Origin of the sequence: Blautia coccoides, assembly GCF_034355335.1 — a bacterium.
Lineage (GTDB): Bacteria > Bacillota > Clostridia > Lachnospirales > Lachnospiraceae > Blautia > Blautia producta.
Window position 1 is genome coordinate 4,290,264 of record NZ_CP136422.1, and the last position, 24,793, is coordinate 4,315,056.

A 24,793-nucleotide genomic window follows, 5' to 3' on the forward strand; every position below is an offset into this window, starting at 1 on the left:
GGACAAAGGAGCAGCTACCGGGTTGATCCGCGGCAGCTGCTCCTTTAAAACCTCTGTTTTCTTTTGTTATTTTTTATTCTATCCGTCTTTTTTTCCGAAGGATCACGATTCCCGCAAAGGAAAGTACAGCCATACCGGCAAAGGGAAGAATCGGTGTCTCATCTCCTGTCTTCACACTTTTTGCACTGCTGCCGGAGCCTGAACTGCCTCCCTTGCCTGAGCTTCCGTCCCCTGAAGTCTTTCCCGAACTGCCGGAACCTGACTTCTTTTTCAGATTCTCCATGGCTTTTTCAAGAGCCTGGGCTTTTTTATCCACATCACTCTGTGATGCACCCTCTGCATCCAGGATTGCTTTTGCCTCTTTCAAAGCCTGGCTGAAGGTCTTCCAGCTCGCTGCTGTATAATCTCCTTTTTCAAGTTTTTCCCCCTTTTCGATCAGTGTCTTGATCTTATCCAGATCCAAACCGTTCTCACTGCTGACTTTAACAAGCTGTTCCATTGCCGCCTGCAGATCTTTTTGGGCGGTATCCACGGTTTCCTGGTCTGCTGAACCATCAGCAAGAACTTTCTGGGCATTTACCAAAGCCTGATCAAAAACTGCCCATGTATCCTGGGTATAATCTGCTCTGGTAAAGGTATTTGCCTTCTCTACAAGTTTGGAAAGAGCCGCTTTATCTGCTTCGCTGTCCGGGCTTTCCGGATCTTTTTCCCGAGGTACCAGAGCTGCCATAGCTGCATTCAGAAGGGCTGTCTGCTCCTCCACCTGTTCAGCGGCTGCCGATTCATTTTCAAATACTTCTCTTGCCGCTTTCAGTGCACGGGCAAATCCTTCCCAGCTCTCTTTTGTATATTTTGACTCTTCTCTCTTCTCTGCCTCCTCTATGGCAGCTTTCAGTGCTTCTTTCTTGACCTGAACAGCGTCTTTTCTCACCAGATTTTTCAAAGCGGACTCCAGGGCATTTTTTGCGCTGTCAGCACTTTCCTGCGTGATATCATCCTTTTCCGCCGCTTCTCTTGCCGCGGTCAGCGCCTCTGCAAATGGTTTCCAGGACTCTTCTGTATAAGCTGACTCCTCTTTTTTCTCTGCCTGCGCGATCAAACTATTAAGCTGTGTCAAATCTGCTCTCTTAGTCAGGTTTGACATGGCTTCCTTCAGTTCTGCCAGTGCCTCATCCACCTGTAACTGGTCTGCACGGGTATCCGTATAAATCTCTTTTGCCTTTTTATATGCTTTCTGGAAGTCTTCCCAGCTAGTTTTTGTGTACTCTTCCTCCTGCTTTTCTGCTGCTTCGGTCAGTGCTTCCCCCAGCAATGTCTTCTCTGCAGTATCCTTTATCTCCTCTGCGTATTGACCCATTGCCTGCCATTCGATGACACCGGTTCCTCTGGACGGGTCTTCCTCGCTACCTTCCCTCAGGGCCGCTTTCATGGTCATGCGGATGGATGTTGTAGTGATCTTTTCAAATGTTATGGTATTAAATGTATCTGCGCTGCATCCGATCCCGTTCTCAGAAACAGGGACCCACGTGCCGTCCTCCTGGAGATATTCCATCTCTGCAGAAGACGGAAGGAAATCTCCGCTTTCATTTTGGAAGAAGTAGGCGCTGATCTCATCCAGCACCACCGGTTTGTCCCAAGTATAGGAGACCCAGCCGTCCAAGATACTGCCGTTATCGTCATAGCGGTTTAACCAGTTATGCCATACACCGTTTGATGTATCCCCGGAATTTGCGGGGACAACACCATCATTAAGAGCTGCAAGGCCTCCCAGATCATATGGCCTTCCGTCCTGTCCGTCATAATTGCAAAGTCCGTCTGCCGCTGCATAAGCTGCCATATTCCTGACTCCGGCTTCACTTCCTGCCTCTGTCAGATTTTCCATAGCCTCCATAAGGCTGTCCAGGGCAGCGCTTATCTGTTCCTGATCCGCATATGCTTCGTCTAATACTTTTTTTGCCTTTTCAAGTGCCTGCGCAAATGCTTTCCAGGAATCTTCTGTGTAGTCTGCCTCCTGTTTTCCCTCTGCCGCCTTTACAGCCGCTTCAAGTACATCTTTGCTTGGAAGTTCGCTCGCATAAATCCCCATCACCTGCCACTCGAGAACACCGGTTCCTCTGGATGGATCTTCCTGATTGTCCTCTCTGCATGCAGGTTCCATTGTCATGCGGATGGCTGTGGTTGTGATCCTGTCAAAATTGGTGGTATTGAACCGGTCCGCCTCACATCCAAGACCTTCAGCGCCCGTCACCGGTTTCCAATTGCCGTCTTCATCCAGATATTCAAACTCTGCCGCTTTCGGAAGGAAATCTCCATTTCCGTTCTGGAAATAATAAACACTGGTGCTGTCAAGAACTACCGGCTCGTCCCAGACATAGGAAACCCAGCCGTTCAAAATCTCATTTTCACTGCCGTAGCGGTCATGCCAGTTGTGCCAAACCGGGCCGCTCTGATCTGCAGAATTTTCAGGAAGCACTCCGTCGTTCAGGGCCGCAAGGCCGCCCAGGTCATTGATCCTTCCATCCAGTCCGTCATAATTGCAAAGTCCGTCTGCTTTCGCTCCAAGGGCCAGGTTACGGACACCCTCTTCCCCTTTTTCCTCCAGGTTATTCTGTGCTTTTACCAGTCTGGACAGGGCAATCTTCACTTCTTCACTGCTTACGTCGGGGTCGGCAAGGAGAGCTTTTGCATCCGCCAGAGCCTTTTCAAATGCGGTTCTTGTCTCCTGTGTATAAATTTCCGTATCAATGCCGGAGGCCTCTTCCACCGCTTCTGTGAGGGCATTTTTATCTGCTTTTGCCATAGTACCGTAGACTTTCCATTCCATCAGCCCAATGCCATTGTTGTCATTTGCCTGTTTTGCCATAGTCACACGGATGGCTGTGGTTGTCACAGCGTCAAATTCTGTGGTATTAAAACCGTCAATTTCTGTTTCATAGGCGGACGGATTTGTCACTTCACACCAGTTTCCTTCACTGTCCAGATATTCATATTGGTATGATTTCGGAATATTGATGCCTCCGTTTGTCGTCTCACTTCCATCATACCAGAAATAGATATCACTTCCTTTTAATGTCACATCTGTGTTCCAGGTGTAAGTCACAGTCTCGTATTCGCTTGTATTGCCCCATGTGCCATATCTTGGGAACAGTGTTTTGTCCGGATTTTGTGAGTTATCAGGTATCACTGCGTCATTTACGGCGGAAAGCTTTTCCCAGTCAGATACATAGCTGGTTGACGGCGCTGCACTGTATGCCAGGTTTCCGTCCTTTGAAGGAAGGGTGATCATGACTCTCTCCAGTCTGGCTGCAGCAGCATCCACCTCATCCTGTGCCGCCTCTGTATTGTCATAGACTGCCTGTGCCTCCGTTATGGCCGCATTCAGGATTTCCTCTGCACCTTCTTCAAACAGATCCGTATTCAGGACTTTTGCCTTATCAAGAGCTGCCTGCAGAAGTTTTTTATCTGCTGCAGATTCATCAGAATAGCCGTATACTTTCCATTCGATCACGCCGCATCCCAAAGTCTTCGGGTTCATGATCATACGGAATGCTGTGGTCATCACAGGTGAAAAGCTGGTCTTATTGTACTGGTTTAGTTTTGTGCCATAGCCATCTCCGTTCTCTACGTCTCTCCAGTTCCCTTCACGGTCAAGATATTGGAAATTGACGGATGCCGGCGCAAAGTTGCCGTCTGTAAAATAATAAGCGTCCGTGCCTGTAATGGTAACCTCTGAGTTCCAGGTATACTGTACCCAGGCTTCCCCTTTCTGGTCTCCCTGCCAGTTATGCCATACACCATGCGACTTGTCATTGGAGTTTGCAGGGTCAAATCCATCATTCAGTCCGGCCACACCGCCCAAATCTTCCGGGTTGTTGAAAATCGCTGTTGGTGTGGCGATCAGAGCGATATTCTGCTCTTTTCCTTCCACAACCTGAACCTTTGTGGAAACTTCCAGTTCCAGCGCCTCAATTTTTCCTACCGCCTCAAATTCCCCCTTCTTTGCGTAGGAAGATTTGTCGATTTCATCCCATGTTACCGTCTCATATTGACACAGACCACTGGAATATTCCACTTTGGCTGTTTTCGGCATTTCCGGTGCCACGCCTACGGATGTGATGACAGGTGATACCACAACCCCCGTTACGGCAGTCTCCTCATCAGAACCGTATGCTTCCCTGATCTCCTCTGCTGTCATGGCCTTTGACAGCATTTTGAAATTGTCATAGCTGCCGTTTAACCATGGGGTGCTCTCAGAGTGAGACCGTCCCAGAAAGCTGCGCTGGGTAGTGCCAAGTCTGCTGAAATCAAATTCCGCATTTTCTATCTCCGCATATGCTTCCCCGTTGATATACAGCACTGCCTTATTATCCTTCAGGGTAACTTCTGCGTTCTGCCATGTATCCGGATTGAGAAGTACACCGGATTTTGCTGTCACGGTCTCTTTTGTCTTCTGGTTCGTTATGTTTAGGGAAAGCTCGTTGGCGCTTTCACAGGCAACATAGAAAAGATTCTCATCCATATCACCGAACTCGAACAGTCTTGTTCCATTTGTCTGTTTGCCGTTTAATTTTACATCCATTGAGATAGTAGCTTCTTTGGTGTATTTTGTAAGACCGTTTTTCAGCTTCACATATCCGCCGACCTCACCATCCATAGAAATGCCTCTGCCTTCTTTTCCCTCTGAAAACTCTGCATTGGATTTCAGTTCTGCGTCAATCCCGGAACCGCTGACATCTTTTACCGTCTTATTCTCTATATCTACATTTTCTTCTTCAAAATCATAAAGGGCAAGGGTTTCCGGAAGCTGCGGTGTTCCCTCCACTGTTATCTTCACCGTATCACTGGCTGTACTGCTTCTTCCTTTTGCCGTAAGCTTCAGGATATATTCCCCTGCTTTGTCAAATTCCACTTTTGTGGAAACTGCTTCCTCATTGGCAAAGGTGACTTTTGCTCCGGCCGGTGACTCCTCTGCTGTCCATTTCACATCAGGAATCCTGTGCAGCCATGCGGCATCTCTTGCGGTTCCGTGCAGCACAGTCTCATCATCCATGGAAACTTCCGCATCTTCGCCTGCGTCCACAACAGGTGTTGTGTTGTCCAGAAGCGCACCGGGGCGGATCTCAATGTGTGCGCTCTCACATTCCGGAAGAGGCAGTGCCACGGTTGTGGTCTTACCCTGAGCTTCAAAGCTTCCTGCTGTCCGGCCGTCTACCAGAACCTGATAATTCCCTGAAGGGATACCTGTAATATCCAGATTCGATTCGTGTTCCTGTCCTGTCACATTGACAACGTCCATGGAAATGCTGCTTCCGTCTTTGGAAACCACTGCACTGCTGTACTGGTCTCTGTAAAGTTCCAGGGAAATCTGTTCATTGATCAAGTTCAGTCTGTGGTATACACCGTCCAGTGGAGTCACTTCATAACTGCTTCCTTTTTCAGAGACCTCACATCCATATCCAAAAAGTCCGAATACCGGATCTGTGGCCACGTCTGCGGATGCTATTCTGATGGCACCAAACAAAGCCAGATCTGCCTCTCCCGACATCTGTCTCCAGCCATTGTGGAGTTTACCTCCGCCGGTTCCCAGTGCCTCGTCATTGCCCATTTCAGACTGATATGTCCAGGCTGCTGTTCCCACATTTTCAGGATCCGCATCTATTTGACCGGAGTTTATAACCGTAAAGTTGGCAAGCTTTCCGGCATAATTGATCCTCTGTGCAAGGCCCGCTTCCTCGGAGGACATGCCATTGTCCTGTTTGCGCAGCCAGTCATCCATGCAGTAGCCCGCCAGGGATGCTGTGTACTGGAAATTGAACCAGTTCTCACCGCAGATGGTAGTTGGATTTCCGTAATGATACCAAATGGGCTGTACACCGCGGCATGCCCTTGTCTTTTCATTTACCTTTGCCATGACCTCTTCGTTTCCGAACATTTTTGCCATGGTATAGACAGCTTCCTCACTGGTGTTGTCATATGGATATTCTGAAATGTACGGATATTTGTCATTTGCGAAATTATTGAATTTTTCCTCCATAACGGATTCCAGATTTTCTGCTTCTTCCTCATATCCTCTCTCTTTCAGAGACTGGATGATCGAGGGTGTGGTGGACTCTCCCATGAGTCCTGTATTCCAGTTGTACCCTACACTTCCCTCATTGTAAAGGGCATCCATAATATGATAGCATCGAAGCAGATAAGTATCCGCATCCTCTTTATACGCGATCAGATCAGGATACTGCTCTGCAATCTTATACATGGAAAAATACGTGTTATAAATATGCGGATATGCAAATCCTCTGTATGTAGGAGTGCTGTTCGGCTCCGGCATCAGGAAGTCGTGGATCAGGAAATCCTCCTGATGTTCCTGCATCAGATTCTGCCAGATGGCTGTGTCCAGATATTCGTCCAGAGCCTGTACCTGCTCCTCCACTGGATTATAAGAATTCATCTCCGCCAGATATTCTCCGTGGACATATCCCCAGTCATCGCCCCAGCCCCAATAACCATCAAAGGAACCTCTTTTTGACTTACTGTCCATCATCCAGTCATCAAATACTTTGTCCTGGATAGCTCCCGGCGCATCTCACTGGGTTTTCAGTAGAAAATCGGAATGCAGATCCAGAGCGGACTGCAGATCATCCATCATGTAAAACTGCAGCATGGTTGTCTTATCTTCCCCATTCTGTCTGTAGTTCACAATAATGTCATTCTGTCCCAGATCCCCGAATGCAATGTTGTAAATGTGGTACTGTTCCCCATCTATGATCTTTGTCTCTACAAATTCAGCATAGGTATTGTCCTCTGTTCTCTCGCAGGACAGGTTATTGGAAACCGTGTTGGCGCCCTGATGAAGGTTGTTTGTATGAGGACAGCGGAATTCAAAAGAGATGTCCTCTGCTGCAGCCTTGGTATGCAGATACATTTTCGCCGGCATATCTCTTGAAAATGTCATTCCCGGAACAGCCACAGCATCCATAATACCTTCTTCATACAGAGTATCCTTCATCTCTGCCTCATCTGCTACACCGGTGAATTCAAAGGCGTATGTTTTGCTTTTTCCTGACTCCAATGTCATACTGGAACTTTCCATATATCCTTTGTTTCCGGACTTTTCATCAGCACTTATGGCATCTGAATGGATATAAAACACATTCAGGCCGTTTGCCCAGTCTGCCTGATCCATGCACCATTCTTTTTCCTCTGCTCTTCTCTGTCCTATCTGCCAGTGGTCCTGATATTCAAACCCTGCACCAGTCTCTGTATCCGGTGTCATGAGCAGAAAATGTCCGTCCCCGCTTGGTCTTGTGGCATACACATAGGAGGAATCTTTCCCCACAAAGCTGTGGTCCACTGTGCAGGCTTCATATGCTTCCCCCTGATTTACCCAAATTTCATGAAAAGCAAGGGGAACACCGAAGTCACCAAAGATCAAATCTGTATCTGTGGTATTTTCCACAGTGATCTCCCACCGAAGCTGGTCATCTGTCAGGGAATAGGTTTCCACCAGCTTAAAGTCTCTGATGGCTCTCTCCCCTTCTGTTTTTGTGTTGTCGTATGTCACCACGATCTTATTGTCTTTGAGTTCCACACTTCTTCCGGCATCGGAGGAATTGGTCAGCGCTTCTGTCCAGTTTTCCTCTCCGCTCTTCTTCGTTTTGAACATCAAATCCCCCATCCATTCATGGGCAGATGTGTCCTGTTTAGGATTATCACTGACATTCATAACATAATTGGTATCGTATTCATCTCCTACAATTTTCAGAGATGTGATTTCCCCGTACTCGCCGGTTTCTACATCAAAATATTCATTGCGCAGATGATATCCCTTATCTGTCTTCTCCGCAATGAACTCTTTTGCTGCCGCTTTTATCTCTATAGAACCCAGATAAGGCAGGCAGGTTCCAAGAGCCATGGCTGCTGTCAGGACAAAAGATAGACCTGAGAGTGCATTCTGTTTCTTTTTCATCTTGATCTCCCTTCTTTTAAAACGTTTTACTAACTATGGGAGAATTATACTTTACAATCAGGTGATATACAATATTTTTCTCATTTATCACTGTTTTTTTGTAATAAATACAAGATTTTGCACAGTATTTTTTGTGCAACAATTACAAATTAATTCGTTTTACTTTAATATTTTGCAGTGCAAAAAGGGTACAAGTCTACAATTTTCAGAGGACTTGTACCCTTTTGCTTTATATCTTCTTTATTATACGGTTTATTTTCTAACAATTCTATCGCATTAACATATTTTACCTAGAAAATATTTTGTATTTTAAGTGTAACGTTTTACCTTTCTCATCTGTTCATACCACTAACGCCTTTGAATCCTGTTGTTTCTGTGAGAGGTATCGGCTGATGTCAGTTTGAACGATCCTGATGTATGAGATATGCTGAGAAAGATATGATATTTTGCTTCTACTGAATTTTATGAAGCAGATATTCCATTTCTATGAAACAGATATTTCATTTACTTGATTTTACAAATTGAATTACGGTTAATGACTTGACAGGGAATCTTGTATTCTTTCTTTTCCCCACTGCCCTTCTTTCCTTCCAGACGCTCAGTTAAAAGTTCTGCAGCGATACTCCCCATATGATTCAGTGGAAGGGCCACTGTGGAAAGTGTTGGGTAAAACGCTTCGCTGATTTCTCTGTCATCAAAGCCAATCACAGATAAATCTTTCCCTATCCTCATGCCTTTTTCATTTATATAGTCGTAAATGCCGCCTGCCATAATATCATTCATGGAAAAAATCGCAGTGACCCCCTGCCGCACTAATTGTTCCGCACCCGCATACCCATCTTCCCGGTTCCACTCTCCATTTATTTCCCAGCAGGGGTTAAAAGGAATTTCATGATCAAAAAGTGCTTTCATAAATCCCCGCATACGTTCTATGGTATGGAAACTTTGACGGCTGCCAGTAATGACTCCTATTTTTCTATGTCCCATAGAAATCAGTGCTTTGGCAGCTTCATACCCTCCCTGTTCATCATCATATATAACGGATGGCACCTCCCGGCTGTCCACTTTTCCATATACCGCGACGGTGGGAACTGCAAATAATTCCGGGATATGGTCCATCACGTGATAATGCCCCTCCACATAAATGATGCCTTCCACCCGTTTTGCAAGCATCTCCTGTATTTCTTCCTGGACCAGACCGCTGTACTCTTTAAATGTATAAAATGCATTGCCATATTTCTGATACATCCTCATGTTGCCCATGAGCAGAGTATATCCTTTTTTCTCCAGACAGGCGCTGATCCCATCCACAATAGTGGGCGTATGAAATATAGTCAGATCTTCTGCTATGATTCCAATCGTTTTGGTATTTTTCTGTTTTAAATTTTTTGCCATGTAGTTTGGCACATAATTCATCTCTTTTGCCTTCTGCAGAACTAATTCCTTTGTCTCCTGCCTGGCCTTTTCCTTGCCGTTCAGAATATTGGAAACCGTTGAGATTGAGACATTACATGCCTTTGCAATTTCCTTGATCGTTGCCATATGTATCCTCCAACAGTTTTATTTGTCCGCGCCCAGACGCAAAACCTGTGTCAGGTACGATGTGGAATGCTCAACTATACTGCGCTGATTTTACTATTTTTCACAGTTTGATGCAGCAGCACGCAGCATGTCAGCAGTTCAACTGAGACTGTTTATGACTAAAAAACAGCAGCAGATGCAGAGCTGGTCATATCCTTAACAAGGTACCTGTATAGAAAACAGCGTCAGCCATGGACTAACGCTGTATATAAATTATTGGGTTACTGTGCCATTATTATAGTTAGATTTTCTATTTGTGTCAATGAATTTGTTATAAAGCAATATGTAAATTTGCATTTTTCAGTATAAGAAATTTTGAGTGTAAAATATTGTTGAAAATATTGCTTGATGTTAAAAGGAATGGACTGAAGTAGTATATATACATTTTGCCCCTGATTGTGAAGATTGGCGCATATGACTATATGAGAATTGTCTGGGAACTTATGCTTAAATCCTCTCACTTCGGGAATTTCGATCCACACTCTCCTCGCAGAGAGTGACTTTTATCTCTGCCACCTGACAACCATCCTTTTGAATTTCAATCCACACTCTCCTCGCAGAGAGTGACGGAGCCAAGAGCTCTATTATCATCTTAAACACCGATTTCAATCCACACTCTCCTCGCAGAGAGTGACTATCTGTGCCGACACCTTCCCTAAGATACAGTCATTTCAATCCACACTCTCCTCGCAGAGAGTGACTCGAGATCCTGCTTATGCTCAAAGGCTACAACCCATTTCAATCCACACTCTCCTCGCAGAGAGTGACTGTCTTCGAGTAGTCCCGCAAACAGCCATTCACCATTTCAATCCACACTCTCCTCGCAGAGAGTGACTTCCCCTTCACCACCTTTTTACCATTCTGTTTCCTTATTTCAATCCACACTCTCCTCGCAGAGAGTGACCTCTCGGGGTATGTTTTGACATACCAGTCTAAAATTTCAATCCATACTCTCCTCGCAGAGAGTGACCAAAGCAATCTCTGTAAATGAAACGGTCAGACCGATTTCAATCCACACTCTCCTCGCAGAGAGTGACTTTCGGTCTGCCGTGAGGTTTAGCACTTTGCAAAAATTTCAATCCACACTCTCCTCGCAGAGAGTGACGGGAGGCTGTTGCCAGACGTGTTCTGTCAGTAGGATTTCAATCCACACTCTCCTCGCAGAGAGTGACCTTTTTTGATTATATGAAAGAAACTTATCATTGCATTTCAATCCACACTCTCCTCGCAGAGAGTGACAATACGATTATAAGGGGGATAAATATGAGAAGTTTCATTTCAATCCACACTCTCCTCGCAGAGAGTGACGTTTGCAAGCCATGTTTTCAATTCATCAACAGACATTTCAATCCACACTCTCCTCGCAGAGAGTGACGCTCAGGGGGTGAGGCGCAGCGAGTAGACGGGATAATTTCAATCCACACTCTCCTCGCAGAGAGTGACGGATTTTTCGGATTCGTAAAGAGGGTATCCGGACTATTTCAATCCACACTCTCCTCGCAGAGAGTGACCATGCTTTAATTCTCCGCCTTCCGGAACCTCCAATTTCAATCCACACTCTCCTCGCAGAGAGTGACAACCATTTTCTGACGGACATACATAACCTAATTTATTTCAATCCACACTCTCCTCGCAGAGAGTGACAGAACTGAAAAAGGGATCTTTAATTTCATGGAAATTTCAATCCACACTCTCCTCGCAGAGAGTGACAAGGCCAGCACGCCGACCACCACCAATAAGTAAATTTCAATCCACACTCTCCTCGCAGAGAGTGACGGTTCAAAAATTCAGATTCCGATCACTTCAAAAAATTTCAATCCACACTCTCCTCGCAGAGAGTGACACACCTTCACGATCTGGTTCTGTGACCGGAAAATGATTTCAATCCACACTCTCCTCGCAGAGAGTGACTCAGATAGAGTCTGATTATGATAAGTTAAAAAGAATTTCAATCCACACTCTCCTCGCAGAGAGTGACCCTGTAGGGTGACATCTGAAGGTCCACTGATTTTATTTCAATCCACACTCTCCTCGCAGAGAGTGACAAAATGCACTCGAACCATTGGTCGATGCGGCTTTAATTTCAATCCACACTCTCCTCGCAGAGAGTGACTGAGAAATGCCAGAAAATCCGGGATACATACAACATTTCAATCCACACTCTCCTCGCAGAGAGTGACCACTTACTACAAATGAGAAAAACTGGTATTTAACAATTTCAATCCACACTCTCCTCGCAGAGAGTGACCCACGGCGGATGTGCTCCCTGACGCACTGAGGGATTTCAATCCACACTCTCCTCGCAGAGAGTGACGAAAGAGGATATCATATCAACGCAGGTCAGTATGTATTTCAATCCACACTCTCCTCGCAGAGAGTGACATAAGTACAATATTTAAATTTACCTGTACTTGCAATTTCAATCCACACTCTCCTCGCAGAGAGTGACCAGAGAGCCAAATCCAATGTTGACTATGATATGAGATTTCAATCCACACTCTCCTCGCAGAGAGTGACCGCCTAAAATTTGATAAAGACCAGAAAGCCGCAAAATTTCAATCCACACTCTCCTCGCAGAGAGTGACCCGGCCGGGAAAGCCGGGAGAAAGACGGATAATATATTTCAATCCACACTCTCCTCGCAGAGAGTGACCGGCTGCAGATCCGTTCGATAAATGTAAAACAAATTTCAATCCACACTCTCCTCGCAGAGAGTGACCCGGAAGTCGGCTCATCCAGGACCAGGATTTTAGGATTTCAATCCACACTCTCCTCGCAGAGAGTGACCCAGGGGCTGTTTTCCACCATTTTTTGAGACACTATTTCAATCCACACTCTCCTCGCAGAGAGTGACCCATTTGCCTGGCGTTTCTCCATTATCGGCAGTATTTCAATCCACACTCTCCTCGCAGAGAGTGACCTGGCGGTGGCTGTAAATACATTATAGAAAGAGAAATTTCAATCCACACTCTCCTCGCAGAGAGTGACGGTTACGTAGTTGATTATGAGCGACCGGCGGAACATTTCAATCCACACTCTCCTCGCAGAGAGTGACAGCAAAATCTCCCAAATGTTCCATATTACTCATAGGAATTTTGCACACTTATCACATATTCTATATATCTATTTTTTATTCTAACACATATATCATATTTTTTCCAATAAAATATAGGTGCGAATCCCCCTGGTATTTCATGTTCACTTGACATTCGCACTGCAAAAAAAGAATACCCTGCACAAATGTGCGGAGTATTCTTTTGCTTGCTGATATTTTTATTCCAAATATCAAAAATATTTACCAATTCAACAGAGTCTTTTATCTCTGTCTCATACTCCCGGCAGAAAAAAATCTTCTGCCGGGAGTATGTAAAATAATAAGTGAAGCTATTTGCTGTAAATTGTTAAAATTAATTATATTTTTTTCTTTTCCTCAAAATGCTGAGTGTACAAGCGAAGATAGCGATCAGTGCCACAGCTCCAAAGCCTGCAAACATACCGATAGGCGTTTCATCTCCGGTTTTTGCGGAAGAAGTTCCTTTCTGGCTTCCTCCGCTGGTTGGAGTGTTTGTCTTTTTGCCGCCGGTACCGTTATTTTTATTATCAGACGGCGCTTTCGGCTTTTCATTTGGTCCTGCGTTAACTTTTTCCAATTGATCCATTGCTGCTTTCAAAGCTGCTGTGGCTGTATCAATCTGCTCCTGTGTAGCCTTGTCACTTTCATTGATGTTTGACGCATCATCGAAGGCTTTCTGGAATTTCTCCCAGGTTGTCCCTGTATAATCGTCTTTTTTCAATTGTGAAGCCTGTTCTAAAAGTGCACGCAATGCAGATTTATCAGTCTTTTCTTCTGTTACTGCCGGATGCTTTTTCAATTCCGCGATTGCATCCGTAAGTGCAGAAACCGCTGTATTTACTTCCTCCTGAGATGACTCTTCATTGTCATAAACACCCTGGGCTTTGCTGAGTGCTTCTGTAAATACAGTCCAGGCCTCTTCTGTGTAATCCTCTTTTTTCAACTGTTCTGTCTGCTCGATCACTGCTTTTAACGCTTCATTGTGTACTGTAATTATTTCTGCCGGAACAAGTCCACGATACGCCTCTGCCAGTATTGCCTCTGCCGTATCTATTTCCTCTTCTGTGAGGCCGTCCTTGCCCTGAAGCTCTGCTGCCGCTGCAAGCGCCTTTGCATATGCCGACCAGCTTTCTGCTGTGTAGGTTTCTTCAGAAGAAATACCGGCACTGTATTTTTTAATGATGCCTGCCAGTTTATCTTCTAATGTCACCAGCTTTTCCTGAGCCTGTATCAATACTGCCAAAGCACTGTCGACATCAAGCTGCCCTGCCTGTTCATTATCACGCACATTTAAAGCCTCTGTAAGTGCTGCTGCGTAAGGTGTCCAGGAAGCTGCCGTGTACAGACCGGCCTCCTCCTCTGCGGGTGCTTCAGCAATTGCCTCGATCAGTTCTGTCTTATCCACCACATGCTCCGGCTTTTGAACCAGTGCTTTTCTTGCCTCCGCAAGAATTTCAATGGCTGCATTTACAGCAGCTTCATCATTAGACCCCATTAACTTTTCAGCAGCTTCTAATGCTGTCTGATAATCTGCCCAGCTTTCTTCTGTATAGCTGTCCTTGCTGCTCTCCGAAATTCTGTTTTCCGCAATTCCGGATTCCAGTACAGACTGAATGGTGACTAATTTTTCTTTTCCGTCTTCAAATGCTGTATGCAGGGCTTTGATTGCTGCATCCACATCTTCTTTTATTGCCGTATGATCGTCAAGAACTCTCTGCGCATCTGTTTTTGCCTGTCCTACAACAGCCTCATATTCACTCCAGGATGCAGCAGTATAAATGGAATGATCAAATCCATTCACTTCATCCACTAATTTCTGAAGCTCATCTTTATCAGCAGTGCTTTCCAAACCTTCCATGGCTGCCAGCAGTGCTCTGACCACCTCATCTACTGCTTTCTGGTCCTCTTCATTTTCAGCAGCTTTTATCGCTTCATCCAGTGCTGAGGAAAGAACTGCCCAGGTTGCTTCTGAATAATTCTCTTTCTTTAAAGCGCCTGCCGCTGTGATCAATGTTTCCAGTTTATCTTTGTTTACTGAAGCGTCATCGTGTGTCACTGCAATCCAACTAAGCACAGGGTCCGGATTTCCGGTTTTACTGATTGTCACGGTAATCCTTCCAGCATTTTCCTCCGTCACTTCAAATGTCTGATTTACCTGGAGGTCTGTACTTGTGTTATAAACTGTGAATGCTTTTTCTTTTAAGATCTTGTCCCCTGATTTAATGGTCATTTTTGACGGCCTGCTGGTATTCCACCATTCCTGGAATCCTGCAGACACTGTATAGGTACCTGGCTCCAGGTCAAATGCATATTCAATGTTCTTACCGGATGCCGCCCACCATCCATTTGAGAGGTAATTATCACCGGAACGGTGTCCTAAATCATAGTTATCCTTATCCTGGGACTGTGTCACACCAGTATATCCAGCGCCGTTCTCCTCTGTATAAGCTCCGTCCGGTGCCCCGTTCCTTAATCTGCCTAACAGATTTGCATTTACTGTATCATAATACTCAGAAGTATCTGCACCGCTGTCAAAGAAATAGATTAATTTTGGATTTACAATGCTTATATTATGTGTAAATTTCCGGTTTCCGTCAGTCAGGATTCCTGTCACTGCCGCAATACCCAGCTTATCCTCAGCCAGAGTACCCAGATCCCATGTCACATCCATCTCAGCAGTTGTACTTCCAAAATCAACCACAACTGTACTCGGAAGAACTTCTTGGATTTCAGATACAGAACTCACAACCGTTGGAAGGCCGCTGACAATTTCAAAGCTGGCTTTGTTTTCCAGTTCTTCCAGCGTCCAATCCGCATAGTCTTTTAACTGGATCTGATCACCTGGAAGGAATTCAACTGGAAGCCATACATATCTGGAATCACTTAAATCTCCTCCTGTGTCCGGATCATACCAGCGGTCACCCATGTAAATAAATTTGCCCTTCTCCGCATCTACAGGGAATACACAAGTGCTCTGAGTGTCAAAGGTTGTCCCTTTCGAATCGCCTACACAGGGATCCCCCATCACAGTCCATGGTCCCAAAGGATGGTCTGCTACGGCATACTGGGCTTTATTTGGTGCCCATCCCGTACATCCTGAGTTGACAATATAGTATTTTCCTTTGTACTTAAACATCGCCGGTGCTTCTCTTGACGCATCAATAAAGTTTCTTGTATAGTCGGATTCTCTCAGTTCTTCTGCATCTTTGCCTGTACCCTCCACAGCCTCTTTCGGGTCTGCGATCAGGCCTGTATAAGAATCATTTAATTTTGCAATATAAGTTGTCAGGTTTCCATCTGATGAATAGATGACATATCCCTGTCCGTCCTCATCTTTAAACAGGTTCATATCACGTACTGCCCCGCCAACGTTATCCCAACTGTGATTAGCATCTTTACTGTCATGAAGCTTATAAGTTCCCAGCAGCTTAAACGGTCCGGTTGGGCTGTCACTGATGGCAATTCCGGCTCTTGCTTTTCCATAATCAGCACTGCTTGTAGGTGTACGCCCATCTGCGTGGAACCACATTACATATTTTCCGGTTGCATCATTGTATAAAACTTTTGGCCGCTCAATAACGGTTCTGTCCTCAGCCAGATTCCAGTAAACCTCTTCCAGCTTACTGCTGTAGTTGTCCGTATCATCCGGGTCCTGGTCTGCATATTCGCCATACAGATTTTTAAAATATTCATCTGTTTCAAAGATAGTAAGATCTGCTTTGTAACCATCTGTCTGGTCTTTTCCATAGTCTTCCTCAGATACCGGAATACTTCTCAGCACGACACCCTCATCTGTCCAGTTATATAAATCTGAAGAAGTATACAAATGAACCCCTACAACCGGGCGGTAACCATTTGTTTTATCTTCACCATACCAATAATATTTGGTTTCCCCGTCGATGGTAAACTGCTGGATCTGTCCGCCGTGCGCCTGGATCTTATTGCCGTTGTTATCAAACAACTGTGCCCCGTTTGTGCCTGTGATAGAAGAATAGGTATAGATCTCTTTCAAAGCATTGTACGTTTCTTCCAATTTATTCAGCGCATTTTTGATAGCCTTCTGATCGGTGGATCCGTTATCAACCAATGCCTGAGCTTCCTGTACCGCTTCATCAAAAGCTCCTTTTGTTGATTCGGAATAGCTGTGCCCCTCCATGGCTGACTGGTAAGATGCGATCACTTCTGTGATCCTGTCCGTTGTATATGCGGCAACTGCCTTGACAATAATATAGCTGAGTACAGGGTCTCCGTACTGGTTTGTACGTTTCGGACTGTGGACCATCACGTTCAGCTCTCCGTCCGTAACCTCTGTTTTATAAGTCTTTTCGATCAACTGTGATTTTGTCAGGGTCAAATCACTTTCAACAGTTTCCCCTTCCAGTTTGATATCTACATCTCTTGTATCCCATGGATTTTTAAATCCTAATGTCACAGCATAATCGCTGTTTGCTCTGTCAGGAAGTTCAAATTTATATTTGAAGCCGCTGACATCTTTGACAAATGTGATACCTGTATCTGCCATATAAATATAACTTTCCGTTATATCCGTTGCGTTTTTGCCGCCGTTTACAATCTTTGTATTCTCATCATTCGGCTCATACCCCCAGCTTAAGCCGGTGTCTGCATCTGCTGCATACTCCTGATCCACATTAGACTGATATAAGCCGAGAATATAATTTTCCGGAATCACTGATGCATCAGAAGTACCGCAGTTTACCAGATACAGAACATGATCATTTGCTGCGATTTCCTCCTCCGTGTATCCTGTGCCCAGTGCTTCAATAGCATCTGTGATGGCTTTGGCGCTATCTGTAAGCTCTTCCTGTGTTGTGGATGCTTTCAGAGCAAGAGCTTTACCTGCTTCTACTGCCGCATCCAGAACTGCCAGTTTCGCTGCCGGATAAAGGCCTCTTTCCACTTCGGAAGCTGCTTTCAGAGCTGCTTTTAATTCATCTAAATCCAGAACTTTTTGAATCTGGATAAAAGAAAGCACCGGATCCGGCTGTCCGGATTGCTTCTCAATACTAAATGTTACATCTCCCGTCTCCTCACAAACCAGTTCAAAAGTATCGGAATTCCACCAATTACCGCCGTTCCATGTATTGGAGGATCCAAGCTCCTTTGTACCGCTTTCTTGTGTTGCAGATATTGTCATCTTACGGGATTTATTGCTATCTCTCCACCATTCTTTAAAACCAAAGGTGACATTATACTTTCCGACATCAAGGGGTACTGTATACTTGATCGTCTGGCCGGAATTCGCATACCAGCCTGTATCGTATTCATCCTTTACATCACCATTATACTTCCCGTAAGCATCCAGATAGCCCCATGAACCTTCTGTATATGCCTGATCCGCCTTTTCATTAAGAAGGTCCGCATACTGATCCATAGCCGCGTATTTAGGTGATTCCGGGCTGTTGCAGTCAATAAAATAAATCATATTGGGTGCCACAACCTGTATTTTGGCTGTAGCTGTCAATGTTGTGCCTTCCACGCTACCTGTGACATCTCCGCTCTGGGTCAGATCCACTCCCTCAAGATTCCATGTCACTTTCTTTTCCATGGTATTGTTTTTATTGGTAACTGTCTGCACTGTTTCGGGCAGTACAGCCGGAATGTCTTCTATGGTATATACGTTTACATCCTCTATTTTAGTAATCTCTTCTGCCGTGCTGTCATAAGTAACACCATCCACAGTATAAGTGGTAATAGAATTTGCTTTCAGTGTGGCAGTAATACTTTTTTTAACTGTATCTGCAATAATATCACCATCTGAGGAAACATCTGCCCAGTTTTCTCCATCTTTAAGAGAACCGCTGGTACGAATGGCAGTCACGTTGTCACCCATGGTACTGAAGCTGGATAGATCAAATTTCCAGGTTTTGTCCTCACCTGAAGTATTCACTGCTGCGACTACAACTTTTCCGCCTTCCGGGTCATATGCTGCCAGTGTATCATCACTGGAACCGATGATCGTATAGCCGGGACGGATATATCTGGAAAGCTGTCCGTACGCATAATATTTCTTTGTAAGCAGGATGTCTTCATTGTCATGATCACCTATGGCAATGCCCCAGTAACCACTGTTCATATCCACTCTCCTGTACAGCTCATCCAGGCTTGCATAGTCAGCGTCACTGCTGGTTGTAATCTCCTTATCCACATGCATATCAATGGCATTCCAGAGGATCCAGGCACTAGCGTTCAGTCCGTTTACATCCTGCATCATGGCTTTTGCCATGCCGAGAGCCGCGCTCATTTCTCCCGCATTGGTCCCTGCTGTGTAGGCACCGTCCACCTCTGACATCCACAGATTCTTCTCCTGGTCTTCAGCCAGAGCTTTCAGTTCGGAGCGTTTGGAGCCGCCGTATGTATGGGTATCGATTCTTTGGATAATATTCTTTGCTTCATCAGAGAGGGCATTGTAGGAAGTAATGGCTGTATCAATGCTTGTCTCATCTGTTCCTGAGATTATAATGTCAATCTCTTTTTTCTTCAGCTCTTCATTCAATGCCTCTATAATCTTTGACTGGGATTCCCCCTGGTCAAAATGGCACCCCTCCTGCTTGTTGCTGTATGCGCCCCAATAACTTGTATACGGCTCATTCATCGGGGTGGTACTCTGGAATGTGATGACATCTTCATCATTCCAATGCTCGATCACATCCGCCATATACGCAGCAAAGGCATGATAGGAGTCAGACCGCAGATTGTCCTTGTTGGCATCTACAGCTCCTGAACTGCATCCGCTGTTTGTCATAAAGTACGGCGGAGAGTTGGAGAAGGCCTCCGCTATGAAATCCTCGCCGCTGGCTTCTGCTGCCGCTTTTAAAATATTAAGCTGGTTCACATCTGCATCCCAGTTATAATTCCATGCGTATCCGCATTCCTCGTCAGCTCTGTCAAAATTATCCTCATACCATGACAACTCATGTTTACTAGTATCAATTTTGGTAACATCCACTGCATATCCGGGAACTGCGGAATCGGAACGTGTAATATGGGGACTGTGAAGATATTCTTCACCCTCCGGCAGTGTCCCTTCCTCACCGGATTTGATGACTGCCATCTTCACAAAATCCAGTGTCCAGTCATTTTTCCCTGCAATGTTAAGCGTGTTCTCTCCGGCGTTCAAATTCACATCCGGAATTGTTACTAAAAACAGCAGATTATTATTGCCTGACGCGATCAGATTCTTGTTGATGGTGTCTGCGTCTACAATATGATCCTCACTGTCATTCACCCGGACAGCCACATCCCTTTTATTGCTGCCTGTAAGGGTCAATAACAGTTTTACAGTATATTTGCCTTCCTCTTTTGCATTGACTGTGTAGCGAAGATTATCTCCGTCACCTGGTGTATCCCCCAACTTATTGATCCAGCCAATCGACTTAAAAGTCCCAACCTTATTTCCCTTTGTGATGCCAAAATCAGCGTCAGATACTGTATACTGCAGGTCCTTCATGGCAGAATTCTCACTCACTGCCATTTTAGATCCCGAATACTGCGGTTTATACCCCTCTGTTTCAAGATCGTAAAACAGTGCCTTTTCATTAACCGGCACTTCTGTAGGTACTCCCACATGATCACCGCCGCCCACATTATAACGGCCGATATTCATATCCAGCCCCTTATCGCTGAAGAACACCTCTGCCGCTTTTTCTGTCATTGCGTCACTGTAGCCAATGCGGTTGGCCCACCAGCAAAGTGATGTTCCCCATCCTTCAAATTCACCGAGACCGTCTTCATTGGTGTCATGGAAGGTGGATGCCAGACCGGGCTGAAGCTTAACTGTCCTGTCCGGTTCTGCCGCAGAAACCAGGCAAAGCCCATTCATCGGTATGGATGTCAGGCAGAGTGCCGCCGTAGTCGCTGCAGCAATTCCTCTCTTAAAACCTTTCATTTTCTTTCCTCCTAATCTCCTTTTCGGTACTTTCCCAATCACTGTTGGGACGCATGTCCTGCTCACAGCCATGCCTTTACCTTTTATGATTATAAAGAAAAAAACAGCTAAGATATATCACATATCTTAGCTGTTAGTCACAAATCTTATTTCATTTTCCATTTTTTCCTATTTCCGAATTTCTTACGGTATTCATTCGGATTCATGCCCACAATCTGCTGAAATACTCTGGCAAAATGGCTCTGGGAACAAAATCCCAGATAAAACGCAATTTCCTGGACCCTGTAATCAGAATATTTCAAAAGATTCTCCCCTCTTCTCACCTTCTCCTGACGGATATAATTGGTAATGGTCATTTTTTCCTGGGAGCTGAACAGATGGGAGAGATAATCCGGATTCACCTGTATGTACGCGGCAATATCCGACACCTGAATGGTATCGTGCAGATGGTTGAAAATATAATCCTTAACCTGTCCGATCAGAGGATTGGCTCTGACATTCTGCTTTTCTCCTCCCCGGGTATTTTCCTCATTTACAAGCCTGGCATAAAAATACTGGGATTCCCTCTTAAATGCCTCCACCTCCGGCACATTATCAATTTCTTCCACTTGCTGTATAAAGCTGTCAGCCATGGAAAACGATTTCTCTACACTGATCCCTCCCCGGATGGCAGCCCTTGAGGCCAATGTAATATTACCCACCGCTACATTTTTATGGGAGCGGAGGGGATCCTTTGCAAGAATTCCGATCTCTCCCTCATATGTCTCCGAGATACTTCGGGTCAAAGCCTCTGTATCTCCCTTTTCAATACTGTCCAGTTCTCTGAGTTCCTGTTCGTAGGGATTGTGAAGCCCTGCATTCTCCTGCCTCATAAAAATATCCTGGGAGATGCGGTTCTGGATATTCAAGGTCGCCGTATAATATTGCTGATTCTTCTGCCAAAGTTCAGCCGATGTCAGTTCCTGTCCTGTCAGATGCCAGTGCAGCAACAGGACTCCTGAGACAAACTTATCCAGGGGACACACAGGAGGGGTATATCCACTCTTCCTTCCCAGTTTATATTCCCTGCGAAGCTGTATCAGGGTTTCCTGACTCAGACGTCCTATGGTGACAGGCCCGGCGATCATTATGCTTTTCTCTGCCAGACCCCTGTCAAACACTGCGAATACCAGAACTTTGTCTGTAAAGATAACAGGATGTTCTTCGTTTTTCTTGGAATACGCTTTCTGCAGCAATTCCGGATTTTTTTCAAATAGAATTGTTTCTATCTCTCTGCCGCCAAATTTTTGTATCATTTGTTTCCGGTCGTCAAAGACATAAAAAGGCGCATGGATCAAATTTACCATATGTTCTAAAAAGAATGGCTGCCGCATTTTAGGTCCTGCCTTTCCTGATTCCTGCAGTCTTACTGCCTGTATTTAAAAACAACTCCCCCGTATTTTCATACGAGGGAGCCTCTGCTTGGACACAATACGCTTTCGCGTACATTTATTCTATTGGCAAAATAGATTATTTATTATTCAGCGCTGCCTGTGCTGCTGCAAGTCTTGCGATCGGCACACGGAACGGTGAGCAGGAAACGTAGTTCAGACCAACTTTGTGGCAGAATTCTACAGAAGACGGATCTCCGCCGTGCTCGCCGCAGATACCCATTTTCAGAGTCGGGTTAGTCTTACGTCCTTTTTCTGCAGCCATCTGTACTAACTGGCCTACGCCTGTCTGATCCAGTTTTGCAAATGGGTCAGATTCATAAATCTTGTTGCTGTAGTAGGAACCTAAGAACTTACCAGCGTCATCACGGGAGAAGCCGAATGTCATCTGAGTTAAGTCATTGGTACCGAAGGAGAAGAATTCTGCTTCTTCAGCGATCTCATCTGCTGTCAGGGCCGCACGAGGAATCTCGATCATGGTTCCTACATGGTAGTTGATGTATTCGCCTTTCTCTTTCATAACTTCCTCTGCTGTTGCAACAACAACATCTTTAACGAATTTCAGCTCTTTCTTCTCGCCTACTAACGGGATCATGATCTCCGGAACGATGTCGTATCCCATCTCTTCTTTTACTTCGATCGCAGCTTCGATCACGGCTCTTGTCTGCATCTTAGCGATTTCCGGATAGGTCACTGCCAGACGGCATCCACGATGTCCCATCATTGGGTTGAACTCGTGCAGGTCATCACATTTCGCCTGTACTTCTTCTACAGTCAGTCCCATATCTTCAGCCAGAGCCTTGATATCTTCCGGATCTGTAGGAACGAACTCATGAAGCGGCGGATCTAAATAACGAACAGTCATCGGGCGTCCTCTCAGGGCTTTGTACATAGCCTTGAAGTCTGCTTTCTGGTAAGGGATCAGCTCATTCAGTGCTGCTTCTCTTGCTTCTACATTGTCGGACAGGATCATCTTACGGATCTTCGGAATACGTTCCGGCTCAAAGAACATATGCTCTGTACGGCAGAGACCGATACCTTCTGCACCCAGTTTTACTGCGTTTTCTGTATCAACCGGTGTATCCGCATTGGTACGAACCTGCAGTTTACGGAACTGGTCAGCCCATCTCATGATACGGCCGAAGTTTCCGCCTACAGAAGCTTCTTCTGTCAGAATGTCGCCTTTATAGATCTTACCGGATGTTCCATCCAGAGAGATGTAATCGCCTTCTTTGAATGTATATCCGCCTAATGTGAACCATTTCTCTTCTTCGTTGATCTTGATCTCTCCGCATCCGGATACACAGCATGTTCCCATACCACGTGCAACTACGGCTGCATGAGAAGTCATACCGCCACGAACAGTCAGGATACCCTGAGCAGCGTGCATACCCTCGATATCTTCCGGAGATGTCTCCAGACGAACCAGGATAACTCTCTCGCCTGCTTCGTGAGCAGCTTTTGCTTCGTCAGCTGTGAAGTAAACTTTACCTGCTGCTGCACCCGGAGATGCCGGCAGAGCGGAACCGATTACTTCGCCTGCTTTTAACGCCTCTGCATTAAAGGTAGGATGCAGTAACTGGTCTAAGGATTTAGCTTCGATACGGCAAACTGCCTCTTCCGGTGTGATCATGCCTTCGTCTACCAGGTCGCAGGCGATCTGGATAGCTGCCGGAGCAGTTCTCTTACCGTTACGTGTCTGCAGGAAGTACAGTTTTCCTTCCTGAATGGTGAATTCCATATCCTGCATATCGCGGTAATGGTTTTCCAGTTTCATAGCCAGCTCCATGAACTGTCTGTAGCATTTCGGCAGATCTTCTGCCAGTTTGCTGATCGGCTGCGGTGTACGAACACCGGCAACAACGTCCTCACCCTGTGCGTTGATCAGGTACTCACCATAGATACCTTTTTCACCTGTGGATGGGTTACGTGTAAATGCAACACCTGTACCGGATGTCTCACCCATGTTGCCGAATACCATTGCCTGTACGTTAACGGCTGTTCCCCAGTCTCCCGGGATGTCGTTCATACGGCGGTATACAATAGCACGCGGGTTGTCCCAGGAACGGAATACAGCTTTTACTGCTCCCAGTAACTGCTCTTTGGGATCCTGCGGGAATTCTTCGCCATTCATCTCCTCAGAGTAGATAGCTTTGAATCTCTGAACCAGCTCTTTTAAATCGTCAACTGTCAATTCTGTATCGTACTGAACGCCTTTTGCTTCTTTTACTTCATCAATGATCTTTTCAAAGAAAGACTTCGGCACTTCCATAACTACGTCAGAATACATCTGGATGAAACGTCTGTAGGAATCATATGCGAATCTAGCGTTTCCGGTTTTCTTAGCAAAACCTTCCACTGCAATGTCGTTCAGACCCAGGTTCAGGATAGTATCCATCATACCAGGCATGGATGCTCTCGCACCAGAACGAACAGATACCAGTAACGGATCTTCATTATCTCCAAATTTCTTTCCCTGAATCTTTTCCAGTTCTGTCAGAGCCTCGAAGATCTGACCCTGGATTTCTTCAGAGATTTTTTTGCCATTGTCGTAATAGTTTGTACAAGCTTCAGTTGTAACAGTGAAGCCCTGCGGAATCGGCATACCTAAGTTGGTCATTTCTGCCAGGTTGGCACCCTTACCACCGAGCAGGTTTCTCATGTTGGCGTTTCCTTCACTAAATAAGTAAACCCATTTTGCCATTTTGAACATTCCTCCTAAAAGTAGTTGTATGACTTGTACAGAGAAGCGTATCCCCCTCTGCCGTATCACGCCGGCGGGCAAAGCCCGCACACAACCTATTTTAATCATTTTGGGAATATTAGTCAAGTAAGAA

Annotated in this window: 6 protein-coding genes and 1 CRISPR repeat array; all 6 genes read right to left on the reverse strand. The window is 45.4% G+C overall.

Annotated features, from left to right (window positions below; translation table 11 throughout):
- Positions 1-73: 73 nt before the first annotated feature.
- The 6 genes from BLCOC_RS19455 to ppdK all read right to left on the reverse strand — a co-directional run bounded on the left by BLCOC_RS19455 (position 74) and on the right by ppdK (position 24,660).
- Entirely contained in the window at positions 74-6,541 is a 6,468-nt protein-coding gene (locus tag BLCOC_RS19455; protein ID WP_115623115.1) for a DUF5695 domain-containing protein, read from the reverse strand.
- Positions 6,542-6,583: 42 nt separating this feature from the next.
- Positions 6,584-7,966: a DUF5695 domain-containing protein gene (locus BLCOC_RS19460; RefSeq protein ID WP_115623116.1), complete on the reverse strand. Its 1,383-nt coding sequence runs from the start codon at positions 7,964-7,966 to the stop codon at positions 6,584-6,586.
- Positions 7,967-8,470: 504 nt separating this feature from the next.
- Positions 8,471-9,508, reverse strand: coding sequence for a LacI family DNA-binding transcriptional regulator (locus BLCOC_RS19465; RefSeq protein WP_029468388.1), 1,038 nt, complete (start codon positions 9,506-9,508; stop codon positions 8,471-8,473).
- Positions 9,509-10,015: 507 nt separating this feature from the next.
- Positions 10,016-12,602: a CRISPR direct-repeat array (repeat unit 33 nt; unit sequence ATTTCAATCCACACTCTCCTCGCAGAGAGTGAC).
- Positions 12,603-12,954: 352 nt separating this feature from the next.
- The gene (locus BLCOC_RS19470; RefSeq protein ID WP_115623117.1) at positions 12,955-20,526 is read right to left on the reverse strand and encodes an FIVAR domain-containing protein; all 7,572 of its coding nucleotides are present in this window, start codon (positions 20,524-20,526) and stop codon (positions 12,955-12,957) included.
- Between the two features lie 146 nt (positions 20,527-20,672).
- Positions 20,673-21,899: a helix-turn-helix domain-containing protein gene (locus BLCOC_RS19475; RefSeq protein WP_029468386.1), complete on the reverse strand. Its 1,227-nt coding sequence runs from the start codon at positions 21,897-21,899 to the stop codon at positions 20,673-20,675.
- Between the two features lie 136 nt (positions 21,900-22,035).
- On the reverse strand, positions 22,036-24,660 hold the full coding sequence (ppdK, locus tag BLCOC_RS19480; protein ID WP_018598298.1) for a pyruvate, phosphate dikinase: 2,625 nt from the start codon (positions 24,658-24,660) through the stop codon (positions 22,036-22,038).
- Between the last annotated feature and the right edge of the window lie 133 nt (positions 24,661-24,793).

Coding starts and splice junctions, on each gene's coding strand:
- BLCOC_RS19455 (WP_115623115.1), bottom strand. CDS start 6,541: ATGATGGACAGTAAGTCAAAAAGAGGTTCCTTTGATGGTTATTGGGGC.
- BLCOC_RS19460 (WP_115623116.1), bottom strand. CDS start 7,966: ATGAAAAAGAAACAGAATGCACTCTCAGGTCTATCTTTTGTCCTGACA.
- BLCOC_RS19465 (WP_029468388.1), bottom strand. CDS start 9,508: ATGGCAACGATCAAGGAAATTGCAAAGGCATGTAATGTCTCAATCTCA.
- BLCOC_RS19470 (WP_115623117.1), bottom strand. CDS start 20,526: ATGAAAGGTTTTAAGAGAGGAATTGCTGCAGCGACTACGGCGGCACTC.
- BLCOC_RS19475 (WP_029468386.1), bottom strand. CDS start 21,899: ATGCGGCAGCCATTCTTTTTAGAACATATGGTAAATTTGATCCATGCG.
- ppdK (WP_018598298.1), bottom strand. CDS start 24,660: ATGGCAAAATGGGTTTACTTATTTAGTGAAGGAAACGCCAACATGAGA.